Source organism: Bradyrhizobium sp. 521_C7_N1_3 (assembly GCF_052075975.1).
GTDB lineage: Bacteria > Pseudomonadota > Alphaproteobacteria > Rhizobiales > Xanthobacteraceae > Bradyrhizobium > Bradyrhizobium japonicum.
On the sequence record NZ_CP197232.1, the window covers coordinates 10,117,719 to 10,132,802 of the forward strand.

At 63.8% G+C, this 15,084-nt stretch carries 14 protein-coding genes; 5 read left to right on the forward strand and 9 right to left on the reverse strand.

What is annotated here, in order from left to right; all coding sequences use genetic code 11:
* Nucleotides 1–478: 478 nt before the first annotated feature.
* Nucleotides 479–1,144 carry a hypothetical protein gene (locus AB7008_RS47965; RefSeq protein ID WP_028155316.1) on the forward strand — a complete coding sequence of 222 codons (666 nt, stop codon included), beginning with the start codon at nt 479–481 and terminating at the stop codon, nt 1,142–1,144.
* A gap of 355 nt (nt 1,145–1,499) precedes the next feature.
* Here AB7008_RS47965 and AB7008_RS47970 read toward each other — a convergent pair whose 3' ends face one another.
* The 4 genes from AB7008_RS47970 to AB7008_RS47985 form a co-directional block, all read right to left on the reverse strand.
* A complete protein-coding gene (locus AB7008_RS47970) occupies nt 1,500–2,339 on the reverse strand; it encodes a M48 family metallopeptidase (protein WP_441261130.1) in 840 nt (279 codons plus the stop codon).
* A gap of 310 nt (nt 2,340–2,649) precedes the next feature.
* A complete protein-coding gene (locus AB7008_RS47975) occupies nt 2,650–3,978 on the reverse strand; it encodes a polyhydroxyalkanoate depolymerase (protein WP_028155318.1) in 1,329 nt (442 codons plus the stop codon).
* Between the two features lie 121 nt (nt 3,979–4,099).
* Entirely contained in the window at nt 4,100–4,918 is an 819-nt protein-coding gene (locus AB7008_RS47980; RefSeq protein WP_441261131.1) for an ABC transporter permease, read from the reverse strand.
* Nucleotides 4,919–5,048: 130 nt separating this feature from the next.
* A complete protein-coding gene (locus AB7008_RS47985) occupies nt 5,049–5,852 on the reverse strand; it encodes an ABC transporter ATP-binding protein (RefSeq protein WP_041957085.1) in 804 nt (267 codons plus the stop codon).
* Between the two features lie 106 nt (nt 5,853–5,958).
* Between AB7008_RS47985 and AB7008_RS47990 the strand changes: the two genes are divergently transcribed.
* Both AB7008_RS47990 and AB7008_RS47995 read left to right on the forward strand, forming a co-directional pair.
* Nucleotides 5,959–7,281, forward strand: a complete 1,323-nt coding sequence (locus tag AB7008_RS47990) for an ActS/PrrB/RegB family redox-sensitive histidine kinase (protein ID WP_028155321.1) — start codon at nt 5,959–5,961, stop codon at nt 7,279–7,281.
* 102 nt (nt 7,282–7,383) lie between these two features.
* Complete coding sequence (locus tag AB7008_RS47995) at nt 7,384–7,938, forward strand: ActR/PrrA/RegA family redox response regulator transcription factor (protein ID WP_014491094.1); 555 nt, start codon at nt 7,384–7,386, stop codon at nt 7,936–7,938.
* Nucleotides 7,939–8,264: 326 nt separating this feature from the next.
* On the opposite strand, the gene AB7008_RS48000 is transcribed toward AB7008_RS47995, so the two are convergent.
* The gene (locus AB7008_RS48000; protein ID WP_028170389.1) at nt 8,265–8,756 is read right to left on the reverse strand and encodes an MmcB family DNA repair protein; all 492 of its coding nucleotides are present in this window, start codon (nt 8,754–8,756) and stop codon (nt 8,265–8,267) included.
* Between the two features lie 232 nt (nt 8,757–8,988).
* Nucleotides 8,989–10,593, reverse strand: coding sequence for an alpha-amylase family glycosyl hydrolase (locus tag AB7008_RS48005; protein ID WP_441261132.1), 1,605 nt, complete (start codon nt 10,591–10,593; stop codon nt 8,989–8,991).
* A 173-nt stretch (nt 10,594–10,766) separates the two neighbouring features.
* Between AB7008_RS48005 and AB7008_RS48010 the strand changes: the two genes are divergently transcribed.
* Nucleotides 10,767–11,435 carry an MBL fold metallo-hydrolase gene (locus AB7008_RS48010; protein ID WP_028155324.1) on the forward strand — a complete coding sequence of 223 codons (669 nt, stop codon included), beginning with the start codon at nt 10,767–10,769 and terminating at the stop codon, nt 11,433–11,435.
* A 3-nt stretch (nt 11,436–11,438) separates the two neighbouring features.
* Here AB7008_RS48010 and AB7008_RS48015 read toward each other — a convergent pair whose 3' ends face one another.
* Nucleotides 11,439–11,807: a winged helix-turn-helix transcriptional regulator gene (locus AB7008_RS48015; RefSeq protein WP_304492109.1), complete on the reverse strand. Its 369-nt coding sequence runs from the start codon at nt 11,805–11,807 to the stop codon at nt 11,439–11,441.
* Nucleotides 11,808–12,007: 200 nt separating this feature from the next.
* On the opposite strand from AB7008_RS48015, the gene AB7008_RS48020 reads away from it, so the two are divergent.
* Nucleotides 12,008–12,310, forward strand: coding sequence for a hypothetical protein (locus tag AB7008_RS48020; RefSeq protein WP_304492110.1), 303 nt, complete (start codon nt 12,008–12,010; stop codon nt 12,308–12,310).
* Between the two features lie 44 nt (nt 12,311–12,354).
* Here AB7008_RS48020 and AB7008_RS48025 read toward each other — a convergent pair whose 3' ends face one another.
* Both AB7008_RS48025 and AB7008_RS48030 read right to left on the reverse strand, forming a co-directional pair.
* Nucleotides 12,355–13,527, reverse strand: a complete 1,173-nt coding sequence (locus AB7008_RS48025; protein WP_304492111.1) for an extracellular catalytic domain type 1 short-chain-length polyhydroxyalkanoate depolymerase — start codon at nt 13,525–13,527, stop codon at nt 12,355–12,357.
* A 139-nt stretch (nt 13,528–13,666) separates the two neighbouring features.
* Nucleotides 13,667–15,079 carry an MFS transporter gene (locus AB7008_RS48030; protein WP_441261133.1) on the reverse strand — a complete coding sequence of 471 codons (1,413 nt, stop codon included), beginning with the start codon at nt 15,077–15,079 and terminating at the stop codon, nt 13,667–13,669.
* Nucleotides 15,080–15,084: the final 5 nt, after the last annotated feature.

A 15,084-nucleotide genomic window follows, 5' to 3' on the forward strand; every position in this document is an offset into this window, starting at 1 on the left:
CACAACAAAAAACGCGAAAACAACCCCATGCACAGTAGCCGGTGATATCAGGCGTGATGCGCGGTGGATTGTAGGAAACGTTTGATCCGGCGGGACAAATCGAGCGTGCCGCGCAATCGTCGCGAAGTATGGCGGGGATCGCGCAAAGCGCGCTGACGTCGCACCACTCTCAACTGTCATTCCCCGCCACCGGGTCTCGCCTTCGGCGAGCCCGATGACAGGCTCCAGCGGGGAATCCAGTACACCGCGGCCTATCGGTTCAATCACGACAGCCTCTGGAATACTGGATCGCCCGCCTTCGCGGGCGATGACATTTTTCTAGGCTTCGGCAAGTCCTGCCCAAGACGGCAAGATTTACCGATGCCGAAATATCTCTGAACGCCAAAACACCAGTGTCTTCAAGGCTCCGACATCGGCCTAGGAATTGCTCTCTTAGGTTGAGTTCCGACAACCCGGGTTTAGTGGGAAGGAGCGTTCCATGATTGCAGGTCTATCCAGCGCGGCGTTGCCCTATCTGCGTCCTGCATCAACGTCCGGTTCCAATGCGACAACGACATCAGGTCTCCAGCCGGAGGCGTCGACTGCGAATGACGCTGCGACCGGCAGCCCCGGAATCAGCGTATCGCAACTCAAGCCGCTGCAAGGCGCCAAGCCGATCTCGGTGGCGGATAACCCGGTCCTGCGCGACCTGATGGCAACGAATTGGCTGATGACCCATGGCGCGAACGCGACTCAACCCGCCGTCTCGGACGATGCGCCTGAGAACACCTATGCCCAGGTGAAGGTTGACGGCAAAGTGGTGGCCACACTGTACAATGGCGGGTCCTCGACGATGACCAACGCGGCGGCCGCAAAGATCGGCAAGCTCGACGATCCTCCCGGTCTGAGCGGACCCGATCTGGCGCAATGGCGGGCCGATAATTACGCCAGGCTGCTTGGCGGCACCGTCGAAAAAGCTTCCACCGCGATCACGCAATCGCAATGGACACCGCGTCAAAGCAATTCCGCGACCTATAGTCGCGATCAACTCGACGCGGCCTTCCAGGCGATGCTGGCCGAGGGCCAGAAGGCCGCCGCGCAACTGCAATCGTCCTATCTCGCCACACGCGCGCAGCCGGGGACAAGCGCAGATATCAGCGCCTGACCTGAGAGATGGTTCGAGGACGCGCGGCATCCGGGCGACGAATTTTGTCAAAGCACATCAAGCAAGATCATCCCGGCTAACGCCGAACAACGAGCAGCCGTCGTCGGCGTTCAACGCCCGCGATGTCGCGCGGCGAGAGCTGCTCGCCTGGATAGTCAGATGGTCGGTCGTTCGGGAAAATCGGGAAGCGTGGCACGAGACGCACTGATGTCGCCTCGTTCTCCGCTGTCATTCCCCGCGAAAGCGGGGAATCCAGTACGCCGCGGCGTCGCGGCTCAACAACATCGGTCTCTGGAATACTGGGTCGCCCGGTCAAGCCGGGCGACGACAGTGAGTGTTGGGCTAGCAGCGCGCCCTAATCCTCGACGCCATACCGGTGCAGGTCGTTGCCATACGTATCGAGCCACTTCTTGGCGCGCTCCATCGACGGGCAGACCTTCCCGCAGACGCGCCAGAACCGCGCCGAGTGGTTCATCTCGACGAGATGGGCGACCTCGTGCGCGGCGAGGTAGTCGAGCACGAAGGGCGGCGCGAGGATCAGACGCCAGGAGAACGACAGCGAGCCGGCCGAGGTGCAGGAACCCCAACGGCTGGACTGATCGCGGATCGAGAGGCGCTTGACCCTGACGCCGAGTTCGACGGCATAGGCTTCCGCCGAGCGCTGGAGATCGCGGCGCGCCTCGCGCTTGAGGAAGTCGTTGATGCGGCGGTCGACATGCTCGACCCCGCCGACGACGCAGAGAATGCGTTCACCGCTGTCGCGCACTTCTGTCCATACCGTGCCGCGCGTGCCGGCACGATGAACGATGCGATGAGGCGTGCCGCGTAGCGGTATCACTGTGCCGGGTTGGAACGGCGCGGCCTTCGGCAAACGGCCGAGACGTGCAGCGATCCATGCGCCGTGACGCTGCGCGAAGTCCTTGGCTTCGGCCAGCGTGCCGCGCGGCGGGATGGTGAGGATGGCTTCGCGATCGCTCGGATGGATTCTGAGCGTGTAGCGGCGCGCGCGGCGGTGCCGGCGCAATCGAATCGCAAAAAACTGCGATCCATGGGTGATGACCAGGGTCTTCGGCTCGTGGGGCCGACGATAGAGGAGTGCGCGAGTGGCCATGTCTGTCAGTCCGGAGGGCAGGAGGGCGCCCGGATTCTGCCATAACCGCCGCCAGGGAAAGCGCTCGGCGCAAAAACAAATCATTTGCCCAATATACAGCGGTCTAGCGTCCGGGAGACCCTACAGACTGGGGTTGGAACCCGGTTTTTTCGCCCTCGCTGGACGCATGCGGCACCCCCAAGGGGTGAGGTTGGACTCACTCCTATAAAGCTACCTAAATACCACGAATCTGGAGGGAACTACCCCCTGCCGGAACCCCCGACAGGGCGTCGATTTTCAGCGGGAAAGCCGAAAAACGCGCCCAGAGCCGTTCCGATGGAATAGGAACGGCTCTGGATTCCTATTTTGACGCGTCTTCTTATGCGAACCGGTCGCCACTTCGCTCGAAAACGCTCTATTCGGCCGCGAGAGCCTGCAACGAGCTCGGATTCGCAGCCGAGACCATGAAGTCATGGATGCGCGGCACGATTTCCGACTTGAAGCGCGAGCCGTTGAACACACCGTAATGCCCGACGCCCTTCTGGACGTAATGAACGCGGCGATGATCGGGGATCGAGCTGCACAATGTGTGCGTTGCTTCGGTCTGGCCGAGCCCGGAGATGTCGTCGTTCTCGCCTTCGACCGTCATCAGCGCCACGCGCGTGACCTTCGAGGGGTCGACGCGTGTTCCGCGGTGGGTCATCTCACCCTTCGGCAGCGAATGCTTCACGAACACGGTGTCGACCGTCTGCAGGTAATACTCGGCAGAGAGATCCATCACCGCGAGATATTCGTCGTAGAAGTCGCGATGCTTGTCGACGAGGTCGCCGTCGCCCTTCACCAGATTGGCGAACAGGCGCTTGTGGGCGTCCATGTGCCGATCGAGGTTCATGCTGATGAACCCGTTGAGCTGCAGGAAGCCCGGATAGACGTCGCGCATCATGCCCGGATGCGGGAACGGCACCTTGGTGATGACGGTGTTGCGGAACCATTCGATGCCGCGCTCCTGGGCGAGCTTGTTCACCCCGGTCGGATTGCGGCGGGTGTCGATCGGGCCGCCCATCAGCGTCATCGAGGTCGGCACGAAGGGGTCGCGGCGCGCTTCCATGATCGAGACGGCGGCAACGACGGGAACGGAGGGCTGGCACACCGCCATGACATGGGTGTTGCCGCCAAGGACGTGCAGCATCTCGATGACATAGTCGATGTAGTCGTCGAGATCGAAGCGGCCTTCGCTCAGGGGCACCATGCGGGCGTCGGCCCAGTCGGTGATGTAGACCTCATGCGCCGGCAGGAAGGCCTCGACCGTGCCGCGCAGCAGCGTCGCGTAGTGGCCGGACATCGGTGCCACGATCAGCACGCGCGGCTGCGGGCTGCGCAACGGACGGGCGAACTTGCGATCGAAGTACAGCAGCTTGCAGAACGGCTTTTCCCAGACCGAGCGAACCTCGACGGGGACGCGGATGCCGTTGACCTCGGTGTCGTTGAGACCCCATTCCGGCTTGCCGTAACGGCGCGTGGTGCGTTCGAACAATTCGCAGGCCGCGGCGACGGACTTGCCGACCTCGGTGCGCGTCCACGGATTGAGGGGATTCTGAAACAGGAGCCTGGTCGCGTCGGTGACCGCACGCGCCGGATTGAGAGAGGCCTGCGCCATCTCGTACATCCAGTACATCGGCGTCGTCAGGACCGGACTGCCTTCGGCCGCCAAGGGCGGCGCGCCGCCGAACTCACCAATAGGCATCACTAAAATCCTCTTCGCATCGCAACATACTGCCGAATGCGTAATATTGCGTCAATGCATGGTTCCGTACATCTACGTAGCCGGAACGGCTAAATCAGCCTGAATCCACGGGAAAGTGAGATTATTCACCGCTCGAGAGCAGCGAGCCGTGTTTCTTGGCGCTCCGCAAAAGGGCAAGGAATGCCCCAAAAGATGCAACCAGCAGCACCGCATTGATGGCCAACGCACGCAACATCAGATCGGTCCTGAAGGTTTGCTCGATCAGGAGCGCCCGCATTCCCTCGAACACATAGGTCGGCGGCAGCGACCAGGCGACGTATTGCAGCCATCCCGGCAGCACGCTGACGGGATAGTAGACGCAGGCGAGCGGCATGATCGCGAACATCAGGGTCCAGACGATGCTCTCGGCGCCGAGGCCGTTTCGTAAGACCAGCCCCGAGACGAAGATGCCGACCGCCCAGCTCGTGAAGATCAGATTGCAGAAGAATGCGATCAGCGGCAGGCCGAGGGCGTAGACGTTGAAGTGAAACAGGAACAGCGCGAGCAGCGTCATCGGGATGACGCCGATCGCGAGCCGGATCATGCTCATGATCATCAGCGACAGCAGAAACTCGATCGGCTTCAAGGGGCTCATCATGAGGTTGCCGATGTTGCGGGCCCACATCTCCTCCAGGAACGAGATGGAAAAGCCGAGCTGGCCGCGGAACAGGATGTCCCAGAGGATGACGGCGCCGATCAGCGTGCCGCCGGCGCGCGCGAAGAAATTGGCGTTCTCGGCAATGTAGAGCTGGAGAAAGCCCCAGGTGATGACCTGGAGCGCGGGCCAATAAAGCAGCTCGAGCAGCCGCGGCCAGGACGACATCAACAGATACCAGTAGCGCAGGATCATCGCGCCGATGCGATGTATGGAAACGCCGCGGTGGAGGGAGAGGTCGGTCATGGCCGCGATCCGCAGCCCGGTCGCAGCCCGTAGCCCGGATGGAGCGCAGCGCAATCCGGGAATCGTGCCACGAGCGACAGGGGTCCCGGATTACGCTTCGCTCCATCCGGGCTACGACTACCGCTACGGCTCATCTTGCCGCCTCCTTCGCACCGTTCGCGCGTCCGCGCGCGACGTCCAGGAACACCTCCTCCAGCGTGGTGCGGTTGTAGCGCGCCATGATGGCCTCCGGCGTGTCGTCGTCCTCGATGCGGCCGCGCTTCATGATGATGACGCGGTCGCAGAGCCGCTCGACCTCGAGCATGTTGTGCGATGCCAGAAGGATGGTGGCGTTGTTCTCCTTGCGATAGCGCTCCATATGCGCCCGCACCCAGTCGGCCGTATCCGGGTCGAGCGAGGCGGTGGGCTCGTCCAGCAGCAGCAGCTCGGGCTGATTGATCAGCGCCTTCGCCAGCGCGACGCGGGTCTTCTGCCCGGCGGAAAGCTTTCCGTTGGCGCGGTCGATGAATTCGGTGAGATCAAGCTCGTCGGCCAGCCTGGCGATGCGATCGGAGACGTCCTTCACCGCATAGAGCTTGCCGAACACGGTGAGGTTCTGCCGCACCGTGAGGCGCATCGGCATGTCGACATAGGGGCTCTCGAAATTCATCCGCCCCAGCACCGCCGCGCTCTCCTCCGGCATCCGATGCCCGAGCACCCTGACGCGGCCGGAGGTCGGCAGCACCAGGCCCATGATCATCGCGATGGTCGTGGTCTTGCCGGCGCCGTTGCCGCCCAGAAGCCCGGTGATGCTGCCACGCGGCAGCGAAAAGGAGATATCGTCGACGGCGCGGGTCTGCTTGTAGACCTTGACGAGGTGATCGACCGCAATGGCCGCAGAGGAGCCGCGCTCCGCGACAGTCGGCGGACTTGAAGCTTTGTCGTTCCCGGTCATGCTAGCCGTTCTTCTGCTATTGCAGCGGATAGCGCAAGGCTTGTAATCCGGGTGGTTCCGCGAGCCCCGCGTTTGTGACCGAGAAGGCACCGCCACATTGGCCGAGATGACTGAGACCGCCGATACCGACTTCCGCCACGCACAGCGGCATATCCGCCTGGACACGATCCTGCGGCTGCGCTGGCTGGCGGTGCTCGGCCAGCTCGCCGCGATCTTCATCGTGGCGCAGGGGCTGGAGTTCAACGTCGAGATCGTCCCCTGCGTCAGCATCATCGCGCTGTCGGCGGCGCTCAACCTGGCGCTCCAGACCGTGTCCAATCCGCTGCAACGGCTGAAGCCGATGCAGGCGGCCGGACTGCTCGCGCTGAACATCGTGGAGCTGGCGGGGCTCTTGTTCTTCACCGGCGGTCTGCAGAACCCGTTCTCGTTCCTGTTCCTCGCGCCCGTGCTGATCTCGGCCACGGCGCTGCCGGCCCGCCTCACCTTCGGCCTCGGCCTGCTCGCGGTCGCCTGTGCCTCGGTCCTGTTCTTCTTCCATCTGCCGCTGCCCTGGGATTCCGACGATCCCCTGGTGCTGCCGCCGATCTATCTCATCGGCATCTGGCTCTCGATCGTGCTCGCGATCGGCGTCACCAGTCTCTACTCGTTCCAGGTGACGGAGGAGGCGCGCAAGCTCGCCGACGCGCTGGCTGCGACCGAGCTGGTGCTGACTCGCGAGCAGCATCTGACCCAGCTTGACGGCCTGGCTGCGGCAGCCGCGCACGAGCTCGGCACGCCGCTCGCGACCATCTTCCTGATCTCGCGCGAGCTGGAAAAGACGGTGAAGGACCCGAGCTTCGCCGCCGACCTGAAGACCCTGCGCGAGCAGACCCAGCGCTGCCGCGACATCTTGAGCAAGATCACCCAGCTTTCCTCCGAAGGCGCGCCGTTCGACCGCATGAAAATGTCGGAGCTGATCGAGGAGGTGGTGGCCCCGCACCGCGATTTCGGCGTCGACATCAAGGTGCGGATCGCGGTGGCGGCCTTCGCCGAGCCGATCGGCTCGCGCAACCCGGCGATCCTCTACGGCGTCGGCAACATCGTCGAGAACGCGGTCGATTTCGCCCGCACCACCGTCGAGGTGAATGCATGGTGGAACAAGGACACGATCGAGCTCGTGATCTCCGACGACGGCCCGGGCATTCCGCCCGACATCCTTAACCGGATCGGCGAGCCCTATTTGTCGCGGCGGCGCAATCTGGATGACGGCGGCGGCGAGCGGCGTGGGCTCGGGCTCGGCGTGTTCATCGCGCGCACCTTGCTGGAACGCACCGGGGCCAAGGTCTCGTTTACCAACCGGACCTTTCCGGAACACGGTGCGGTGGTTCACATCATTTGGCCGAGAGAGCGTTTTGAGACTATCGAGACGCTCGAAGAAACAATAGGATAGGCCGCGACCTTGCGTCGCACGAGAGGCCCGATCGACTATTTGCGGCCTTGGCACCGCCTGATTGCGACGCCATATGTAGATGTGCAGAGAGAGGACAACACCTTGAACGCCATCGCCGAACTGAACGAACAAACCGACCGCTCGCTTCTCATCGTGGAGGACGACAAGCCGTTCCTGGAGCGGTTGTCGCGCGCGATGGAGACCCGTGGCTTTGCGGTGACGTCGTGTGACACCGTCTCGGATGGCCTCGCGCAGATCGGCAAGGCCGCGCCCGCATTCGCCGTGGTGGATCTGCGGCTCGGCGACGGCAATGGTCTCGACGTCGTCTCCGCGCTGAAGAAGAAGCGCCCCGAAGCCCGCGCCATCGTGCTGACCGGCTATGGCAACATCGCCACCGCCGTGACCGCCGTGAAGATGGGTGCGATCGATTATCTGTCGAAGCCCGCGGATGCCGACGACGTCGTCGCCGCGCTGCTCTCGACCAGCTCGGAGAAATCCGAGTTGCCGACCAACCCGATGTCCGCCGACCGCGTCCGCTGGGAGCACATCCAGCGCATCTACGAGATGTGCAACCGCAACGTCTCGGAGACGGCGCGCAGGCTGAATATGCACCGTCGTACGTTGCAGCGGATTCTGGCCAAGCGCGCGCCGCGGTAATTTCCGGCAATCACTAATCCCTCACCGTCACCCTGAGGTGGCCGCCTCTTCGGCGGCCCTCGAAGGGCGACGGCCCGGTTGCATCGCGGCCGTGCATCCTTCGAGGCTCGCTGCGCTCGCACCTCAGGATGACGGGGATAGAGCCTCGCTGAATGCGCAGATTCGTAATATCGTAGGGTGGGCAAAGGCGCGCAGCGCCGTGCCCACGATCTGTCTGGATTGGAAAGAGGTGGTGGGCACGCTTCGCTTTGCCCACCCTACGGCACTGGGTCCCGGCTCTGCGCAGCAGCGTTGCACGCTGCAGCGCGTCCGGGACACGAGACGGCCTACTCCCAAAAATCCGCGTGGCCCTGCGGGTCGACCAGACGGTTGATCCGGAGCGCTGCCGCCATCGCGAAACGCACCGTCATCTGCTTGCGCGTGGCGGCGGCGATCTTGTGCTCGGGCGCCTCGCACTGCATGTGCGCGCCATAGGCGTCCGCAATGATCAGGCCGGTGTCTTGCGGGAAGATCTCGCACGGCAGATCCTGCGTGAAGGCGAAGAACAGCCGGTCGCAATGAGCACGGTACTCGTGCCATTTCTGGTCGGCACGCAAATCCTCGACCGACGATTTGATCTCCACGATCCAGATCTCGCCGCGCTCGTTGAGCGCCACCAGATCGGCGCGCCGGCCCGACGGCAGCGGCAATTCGCTGATGCAGGTAAAGCCGAGCGAGCGCAGCAGCCGCGCCGTGCCGCGCGCGATCGCCAGCGCCGTCTCGGACTGGCGGCGGTCGGGCGGCGGAACCAGGGCGATGTTGCGGGCGGTGCTGTCCATGGGGGGAGCTTAGCCGATTCCGATGGGCGCGGACACTCCATCCGTCATTCCGGGGCGTACGGAAGCGCGAGCTATGATGCGCAATTGCGCATCTGAGAATCCATAACCACAGGGAGGAGTGTGGCGCGAGCAGGTCACTCCGAATCTTCGCCAAACCACTTCCTGTGGTTATGGATTCTCAGATGCGCAATTGCGCATCATAGCTCGCGCTTCGCGCGCCCCGGGACGACAGCTAGATGTGTGGCTGCATCACCACCACGCCCTCGTTGCCGCGCAGATCCAGCACGCCTTCCAGCCTCTCGCCCTCGCGATCCAGGAACGTCGACAGCAAGATCTCGCTGCCGAAACGGATCGCGCTGGTGGTCACGGCGATCGGGTCGGGCCCGAGATTGAGCACGACGATGATCGCGGTGCCCTCGGCCTCGCGGCGATAGACCAGCAGATCGCCTTGCGCGGCGATCGGATGATAGTCGCCCGCGACCAGCGCCGGAGAAGCCTTCCGCAAAGCAATCAGCCGCCTGTACAGGCTGAGGATCGAACGCGAATCGGCCTCGAGATTGGCGACGTTCTCGTGGATATGGTCCTCCGGCAGCGGCAGCCACGGCCTTACGCCGGAGAAGCCGCCGGCCGGCGACCCATCCCACTGCATCGGTGTGCGGCAGCCGTCGCGCCCCACCCCGATGCCGGGCACATTCTTCTCGAAGGGATCGCGTACGTCCTCAGGGGAGATCGCCAACTGATGCATGCCGATCTCATCGCCGTAATAGAGCGTCGGCGTGCCGCGCAGCGTCAGCAGCAACATGGCGGCGACGCGGGCCTGCTCAGGCCCGACGCGGCTTGCGACGCGCGGACGGTCGTGATTGCCGAGCACCCAGTTCGGCCAGGCGCCCTTCGGCAGCGCCTTCTCGTAATCCTCGACGATTGTCTCGATTGAGCGCGCGCTCCAGAACGTCGAGAGCAGCGCGAAGTTGAACGGCATCTGCGCGCCGGTGAGATCGTTGCCGTAATAGGCCATCAGCCGGTGCAGCGGCAGATAGATCTCGCCGATCAGCACGCGATCGCGATACGCGCCCGTGACGCGCCGCATCTCGGCGATGACGTCATGCACCTCCGGCTGGTCGGTGGAGTATTGCGTCAGGATCCTCTCGTTCGGCGGCCGGCCCTCGACGTAATGCGGGTTCGGCGGGTTGTCGCGAAATTCGGCATCCTTGATCAGGTGCCAGATCACGTCGACGCGGAAGCCGTCGACGCCCTTCTCCAGCCAGAACCGCATCGCGTCGTAGATCGCCGCGCGGACATCCGGATTGCGCCAGTTGAGGTCCGGCTGCTCGGCAAGGAAGGCGTGGTAGTAATATTGACCCGTCGTCTCGTCGAACTGCCAGGCGCTGCCGCCGAATTCGGACAGCCAGTTGTTCGGGACACCGCCATCGGCGGCCGGATCGCGCCAGACGTACCAGTCGCGTTTGGGATTATCGCGCGACGACCGGCTCTCGACGAACCAGGGATGCTGGCTTGATGTGTGGTTCGGCACGAGGTCGAGGATCAGCTTCAGCCCGTTGTCATGCGCGGCCGCGAGCAACGCATCGAAATCCTCCATCGTGCCGAACAGCGGATCGATGCCGGTATAGTCGGAGATGTCGTAGCCGAAATCGGCCATCGGCGAGGGAAAGATCGGCGACAGCCAGATCGCGTCGACGCCGAGCGATTTCACGTAAGGCAGCCGCCGCAAGATGCCGGCGAGATCGCCGACGCCGTCACCGTCTGAGTCCTGAAAGGAGCGCGGGTAGATCTGATAGAAGATGCCGTCGCGCCACCAATTGTCGCCGCCCTGAGCCATGCCGGAAAACCCACCCAAAAATCTGCGTCTCGCGCGAGCGAACGCGGAACGAACCCTGCGGTTCAAACCAGCAAGCGAATTGGGACGGCCGTGTGACGGCGGGTGCGGCTGTTCCCGGGCGAGGCACGAATCTTTTGCTTGGCGGCATGGCAAAAATCGGCATTGTGGCGCCCATGACCGAGCAAAATGATACTCAAGCCAAGGCCGGCGCGATCATCGTCCCCGTGACGCTGTTCGAGCAGAACTGCACCATCATCTGGGACGAGCCCGGCAAGAAGGCCGTGGTGATCGACCCCGGCGGGGACGTGCCGAAGATCCTGGACGCGATCAAGCAGACCGGCGTCACCGTGGAGAAGATCTGGCTGACCCACGGCCATATCGACCATGTCGGCGGCGCGGCCGAATTGCGCGACGCGCTGAAGGTGCCGATCGAGGGCCCGCATGTCGCGGATAAATTCCTGCTCGACAACGTGGTCGAGAGCGGCGCGCGCTTCGGCATGACCGGCGGCCGCAACTTCGAGCCGGACCGCTGGCTCGACGAGGGCGACAGCGTGTCGATCGGCGGCCTGCAGTTCGACATTCTGCACTGCCCCGGCCACTCGCCCGGCAGCGTGGTGTTCTTCAACAAGGACTTGCGCTTTGCCCATGTCGGCGACGTGCTGTTTGCGGGCTCGGTCGGGCGCACCGATCTGCCCGGCGGCAGTCACGCCACGCTGATCAATTCGATCAAGACCAAGCTCCTGCCGCTCGGCGACGACGTCGGCTTCATCTGCGGCCACGGCGCCGGCTCGAGCATCGGCCAGGAACGGATGACCAATCCGTTCATCACCGGCGAGATGTGAGTTTTATTCGGCGGCGTCTACGAGCGCCGTCGCCTCGCTCAGGTTGCGCTCGCCCCAGTCACGGATGGCCGCAACGACCGGCACAAAACTCTTGCCCTTGCGGGTCAGGCGATACTCGACCTTCGGCGGCACCTCGCCAAAATCCTTGCGGTCGATCAGGCCGCTTTGGGTCAGCGCCTTCAATTCGCGGCTGAGCACGCGCGGGGTGATCTCGGCGCTGCCGGCCGTGCCGCGCAGCAGGCCGCTCCTGATCTCGCCATAGCGGCGCGGGCCGTCCCTGAGGTCCCAGACGATGCGGAGCTTGTACTTGCCGCTGATCATCTTCTGAAAGGCCGCAACCGGACAGGTGCGCGCCGGGTTTGCCCTTGCCATGTCGTCTCCTCCATGCGCAGCCAGCCATTCTTGTTTTGACGCGTTTTCTTTACGCGAACCGGTATCCACTTCGCTCGAAAACGCTATGCGATAAGGATAGGAGCGACGTCGAAAAAGTCCATACTATCAATTTTGTCCATACTTGCAGGATCGCCTGCAAGGCGCAGATGATGGCGCAAATGACGAACAGGGAGCGTCACATGAAGCACTTCATGATCAGGTACGAATTCAGGAACGGCACGACGGAAGCCTGGCACAAGGAGATCGGCCGCTTCATCAAGGCGATCGACGGCGATCCGGAGTTGAAGGGGCGGATCGGCTATCGGGTCCTGAAGAACCGCGACGACGCCAGCTACTTCCACCTCGCCAGCGTCACCGACGAGGCCGCGCAAAAAGCGCTGCAATCGCGCGACTTCTTCAAGGCCTATCAGGAGATGACGCGGAAGGTCGCCGGCGGCGAGGTGACGGTGGCGCCGATCGAATGGATCGATCAGACGGCGTAGCCGTCATTCCGGGCTCGCGACTACGTCGCGCCCCGGGACGAGGGCTACTTCATCAATCCCGCGGCGGTGAGTGCGCGCGTGATGATCTGGCCGAGATCGAAGCCGCGAGCGGCCTCGCGCTTCGGCTCGGCCGGCTCTTCGGCAACAGTGGCACGGATCGAGCGGGCGAGATGCGGTGCGGGTGAAAGCGCCGGCTTCAACGTCGCGGGTCCGGCCTTCTTCCCGGCCGCGTCCGGAATCCAGCCGGTGAGGCCGAAAAACTTTGCGATGTGGTACGACGAGGAGATACCGGCCTCGATCAGGAACGCGCCTTCGATGCCGTAGCGCTGATCATTGTCGGCCAAGCCGAGCGGCGTGCCGTGGGCCATGTCGGTGATGGCGTAGGACTCGACCAGGGTTTCGCCGTCCTTGTTCCACCAGGCCTGGCGCGGATAGCCATCGACAATGGTCTCCGCCATCGGCACGGCCGGCAGGTCGTGCAAATCGAGCCACTGCTTGACGATCTCGCTGGCGTTGCCGGGATTGACGGTGCGGTCGGCGCTGCCGTGCCACACCGAGATCTTCGGCCACGGCCCGCGATGGTTCGAGGCCCGCCGCACGAAGTCGCCGAGTTCGCGCTCCGGCCGCTGCGGCGAATGAAACATGCCGTCGAGCGCCTCGCGCAAATTCGACGCGATGCCGTAGGGAAGTCCAGCGATGATCGCACCGGCCGCAAAGACTTCCGGATAGGTCGCGAGCATCACCGACGTCATGCCGCCGCCGGCGGAGAGACCGGTGATGAAGACGCGCCTGGGATCGATGCGGTGCGCTTCGGCCATATGCGCGATCATCTCGCGGATCGACCGCGCCTCGCCGCCGTCCCGCGCAGTGTCTTCCGGATTGAACCAGTTGAAGCAGGTGTTGCCGTTGTTGACGCGCTGCTGCTCGGGCATCACCAGCGCGAAGCCGTAATGCCTTGCGAGCGTCGACCATCCCGCGCCGAGATCGTACGCGGCGGCGGTCTGGCCGCAGCCATGCAGCACGACGACGAGCGCGCGCGGCTTCTGGAGCTGCGCCGGCACGAACGCGAACATGCGCAGGTTTCCGGGATTGTCGCCGAAGCCCGTGACTTCTTCCAACGGGCTGGACACGTCCGCGCTCCGGCCGAATTCGGCAAGGCGCAGACCATCCACCTTTGGCAGATGTCTCAAGAGAGCGAGATTTTTGGCAAGCGACACGGCAACTCCTGGCAGGCGACGTTCAACGTTCACCCAAACCAAATAGTTGCTGCGGTGCAAAATAAAAAGCCCGTGTGCTGTCTATCACCCGGAATCACGCAAAATTCCGCAGGAATCCGCATGAATTAACCGCAATGCCTCAACTTCGTGCAGAGACGCGGCGCATCCACGCCAGAAATGCGGCGCAGATCGTGATTAACGCCGCAAACGCGGCGAGCGAAACGAAGAAGCCTGCGCGCGCCGATTGCAACGCTTCAACCGCGAAGAACGCCGCGCCGATTGCGGCCACTCCGGCCGCATTTCCGATCTGCGCCGTCGTGCCGTACATGCCGGACGCCGAGCCTGCCGCGACAGGCTTCACCGTCGAGAGCACCGCACCGGATAGCGGCGCCATCACCAGCCCCTGCCCGTAGCCGAAGATGATCATGACGAGTGCGAGCAGGATCGGTGCCGGCGCATCGATATAGCCCGTGACCAGCGCGAGTGCCGCGAGGCCCGCGATCTGCAACATGCAGCCTTCGATCAACACCTTGGTGCCGCGATGGCGCGCCCGCGCGCCGCTGTGACGCGATGCGACCACGAAAGCCAGCGCAAGCGGAATGAAGGCCATGCCGGCTGCGAGCGGCGCGATCTTCAGGCTGCGCTGCATGAACAGCGTCATGACGAGATAGAACGAGAGATTGGCGACGAAGAAAAAGAACGCCGCGCCGAGCCCGCGCAGGAAGGCTGCGTCGGACAGCAGCGTCAGATCGATCAGCGGCATGCCGCCGGCGCGCGCCACCGCATGCTCGAGCTTCAAGAAGGCGACGAGGATCGCGCCGCCGCTTGCCATCACGGCCCATAACCACGGCGCCCAGCCGACATCGTGACCGAACAGCAGCGGTCCGATCAGGCACAACAGCCCCGCGAACAGCACGATGCTCCCTTTGATGTCGAGCCGCGTGCCGGCCCGGCGCGGCACTGACGGCATGATGCGCCAGGCGGCGACCGCAATAACGAGGCCGCAGGGCACGTTGACGAAGAACACCGAGCGCCAGCCGGTACCGGCGAGATCGATCGTGACCAGGAGACCACCGAGCAGGAAGCCCGCGGCGCCCGCAAGCCCGAGCACGATGCCGTAGATGGCGAAGGCACGGCTGCGCTGTTCGTCGGTGAACAGCAGATGCAGCGTCGCCAGCACCTGCGGCACCATCAGCGCTGCAGTCGCGCCCTGCGCCAGCCGCGCGATGATCAGCTCCGCGCCCGATTGCGCCAACCCGCACCACAGCGAGGTCACCGTGAAGCCGAGCACGCCGGCCAGGAAGACATTCTTCGTGCCATGGATGTCGCCGAGGCGGCCGCCGGTGACGACCAGCGTGGCGTAGGCGATCAGATAGATCGCGATGACGGATTCGATTTGCGCCGGCGTCGCATGCAGATCGACCGCGATGGTCGGGATGGCGACGTTCACGATGAAGGCGTCGACGCCGAACATGAATTGAGCAGCGACGACGATCGCCAGCACGGCCCAGCGCCGCGACGAATCGACTTGTTTTGTGACGGTTTGATGCATTTTCG

Excerpts from the sequence above, each read along its gene's own strand:
- AB7008_RS47965 (WP_028155316.1), top strand. The coding sequence starts at position 479 with ATGATTGCAGGTCTATCCAGCGCGGCGTTGCCCTATCTGCGTCCTGCA.
- AB7008_RS47985 (WP_041957085.1), bottom strand. The coding sequence starts at position 5,852 with ATGACCGGGAACGACAAAGCTTCAAGTCCGCCGACTGTCGCGGAGCGC.
- AB7008_RS48030 (WP_441261133.1), bottom strand. The coding sequence starts at position 15,079 with ATGCATCAAACCGTCACAAAACAAGTCGATTCGTCGCGGCGCTGGGCC.
- AB7008_RS48015 (WP_304492109.1), bottom strand. The coding sequence starts at position 11,807 with ATGGCAAGGGCAAACCCGGCGCGCACCTGTCCGGTTGCGGCCTTTCAG.
- AB7008_RS48005 (WP_441261132.1), bottom strand. The coding sequence starts at position 10,593 with ATGGCTCAGGGCGGCGACAATTGGTGGCGCGACGGCATCTTCTATCAG.
- AB7008_RS47975 (WP_028155318.1), bottom strand. The coding sequence starts at position 3,978 with ATGCCTATTGGTGAGTTCGGCGGCGCGCCGCCCTTGGCGGCCGAAGGC.
- AB7008_RS47970 (WP_441261130.1), bottom strand. The coding sequence starts at position 2,339 with ATGATTTGTTTTTGCGCCGAGCGCTTTCCCTGGCGGCGGTTATGGCAG.
- AB7008_RS48000 (WP_028170389.1), bottom strand. The coding sequence starts at position 8,756 with ATGGACAGCACCGCCCGCAACATCGCCCTGGTTCCGCCGCCCGACCGC.
- AB7008_RS47980 (WP_441261131.1), bottom strand. The coding sequence starts at position 4,918 with ATGACCGACCTCTCCCTCCACCGCGGCGTTTCCATACATCGCATCGGC.
- AB7008_RS48020 (WP_304492110.1), top strand. The coding sequence starts at position 12,008 with ATGAAGCACTTCATGATCAGGTACGAATTCAGGAACGGCACGACGGAA.
- AB7008_RS47990 (WP_028155321.1), top strand. The coding sequence starts at position 5,959 with ATGACTGAGACCGCCGATACCGACTTCCGCCACGCACAGCGGCATATC.
- AB7008_RS48010 (WP_028155324.1), top strand. The coding sequence starts at position 10,767 with ATGACCGAGCAAAATGATACTCAAGCCAAGGCCGGCGCGATCATCGTC.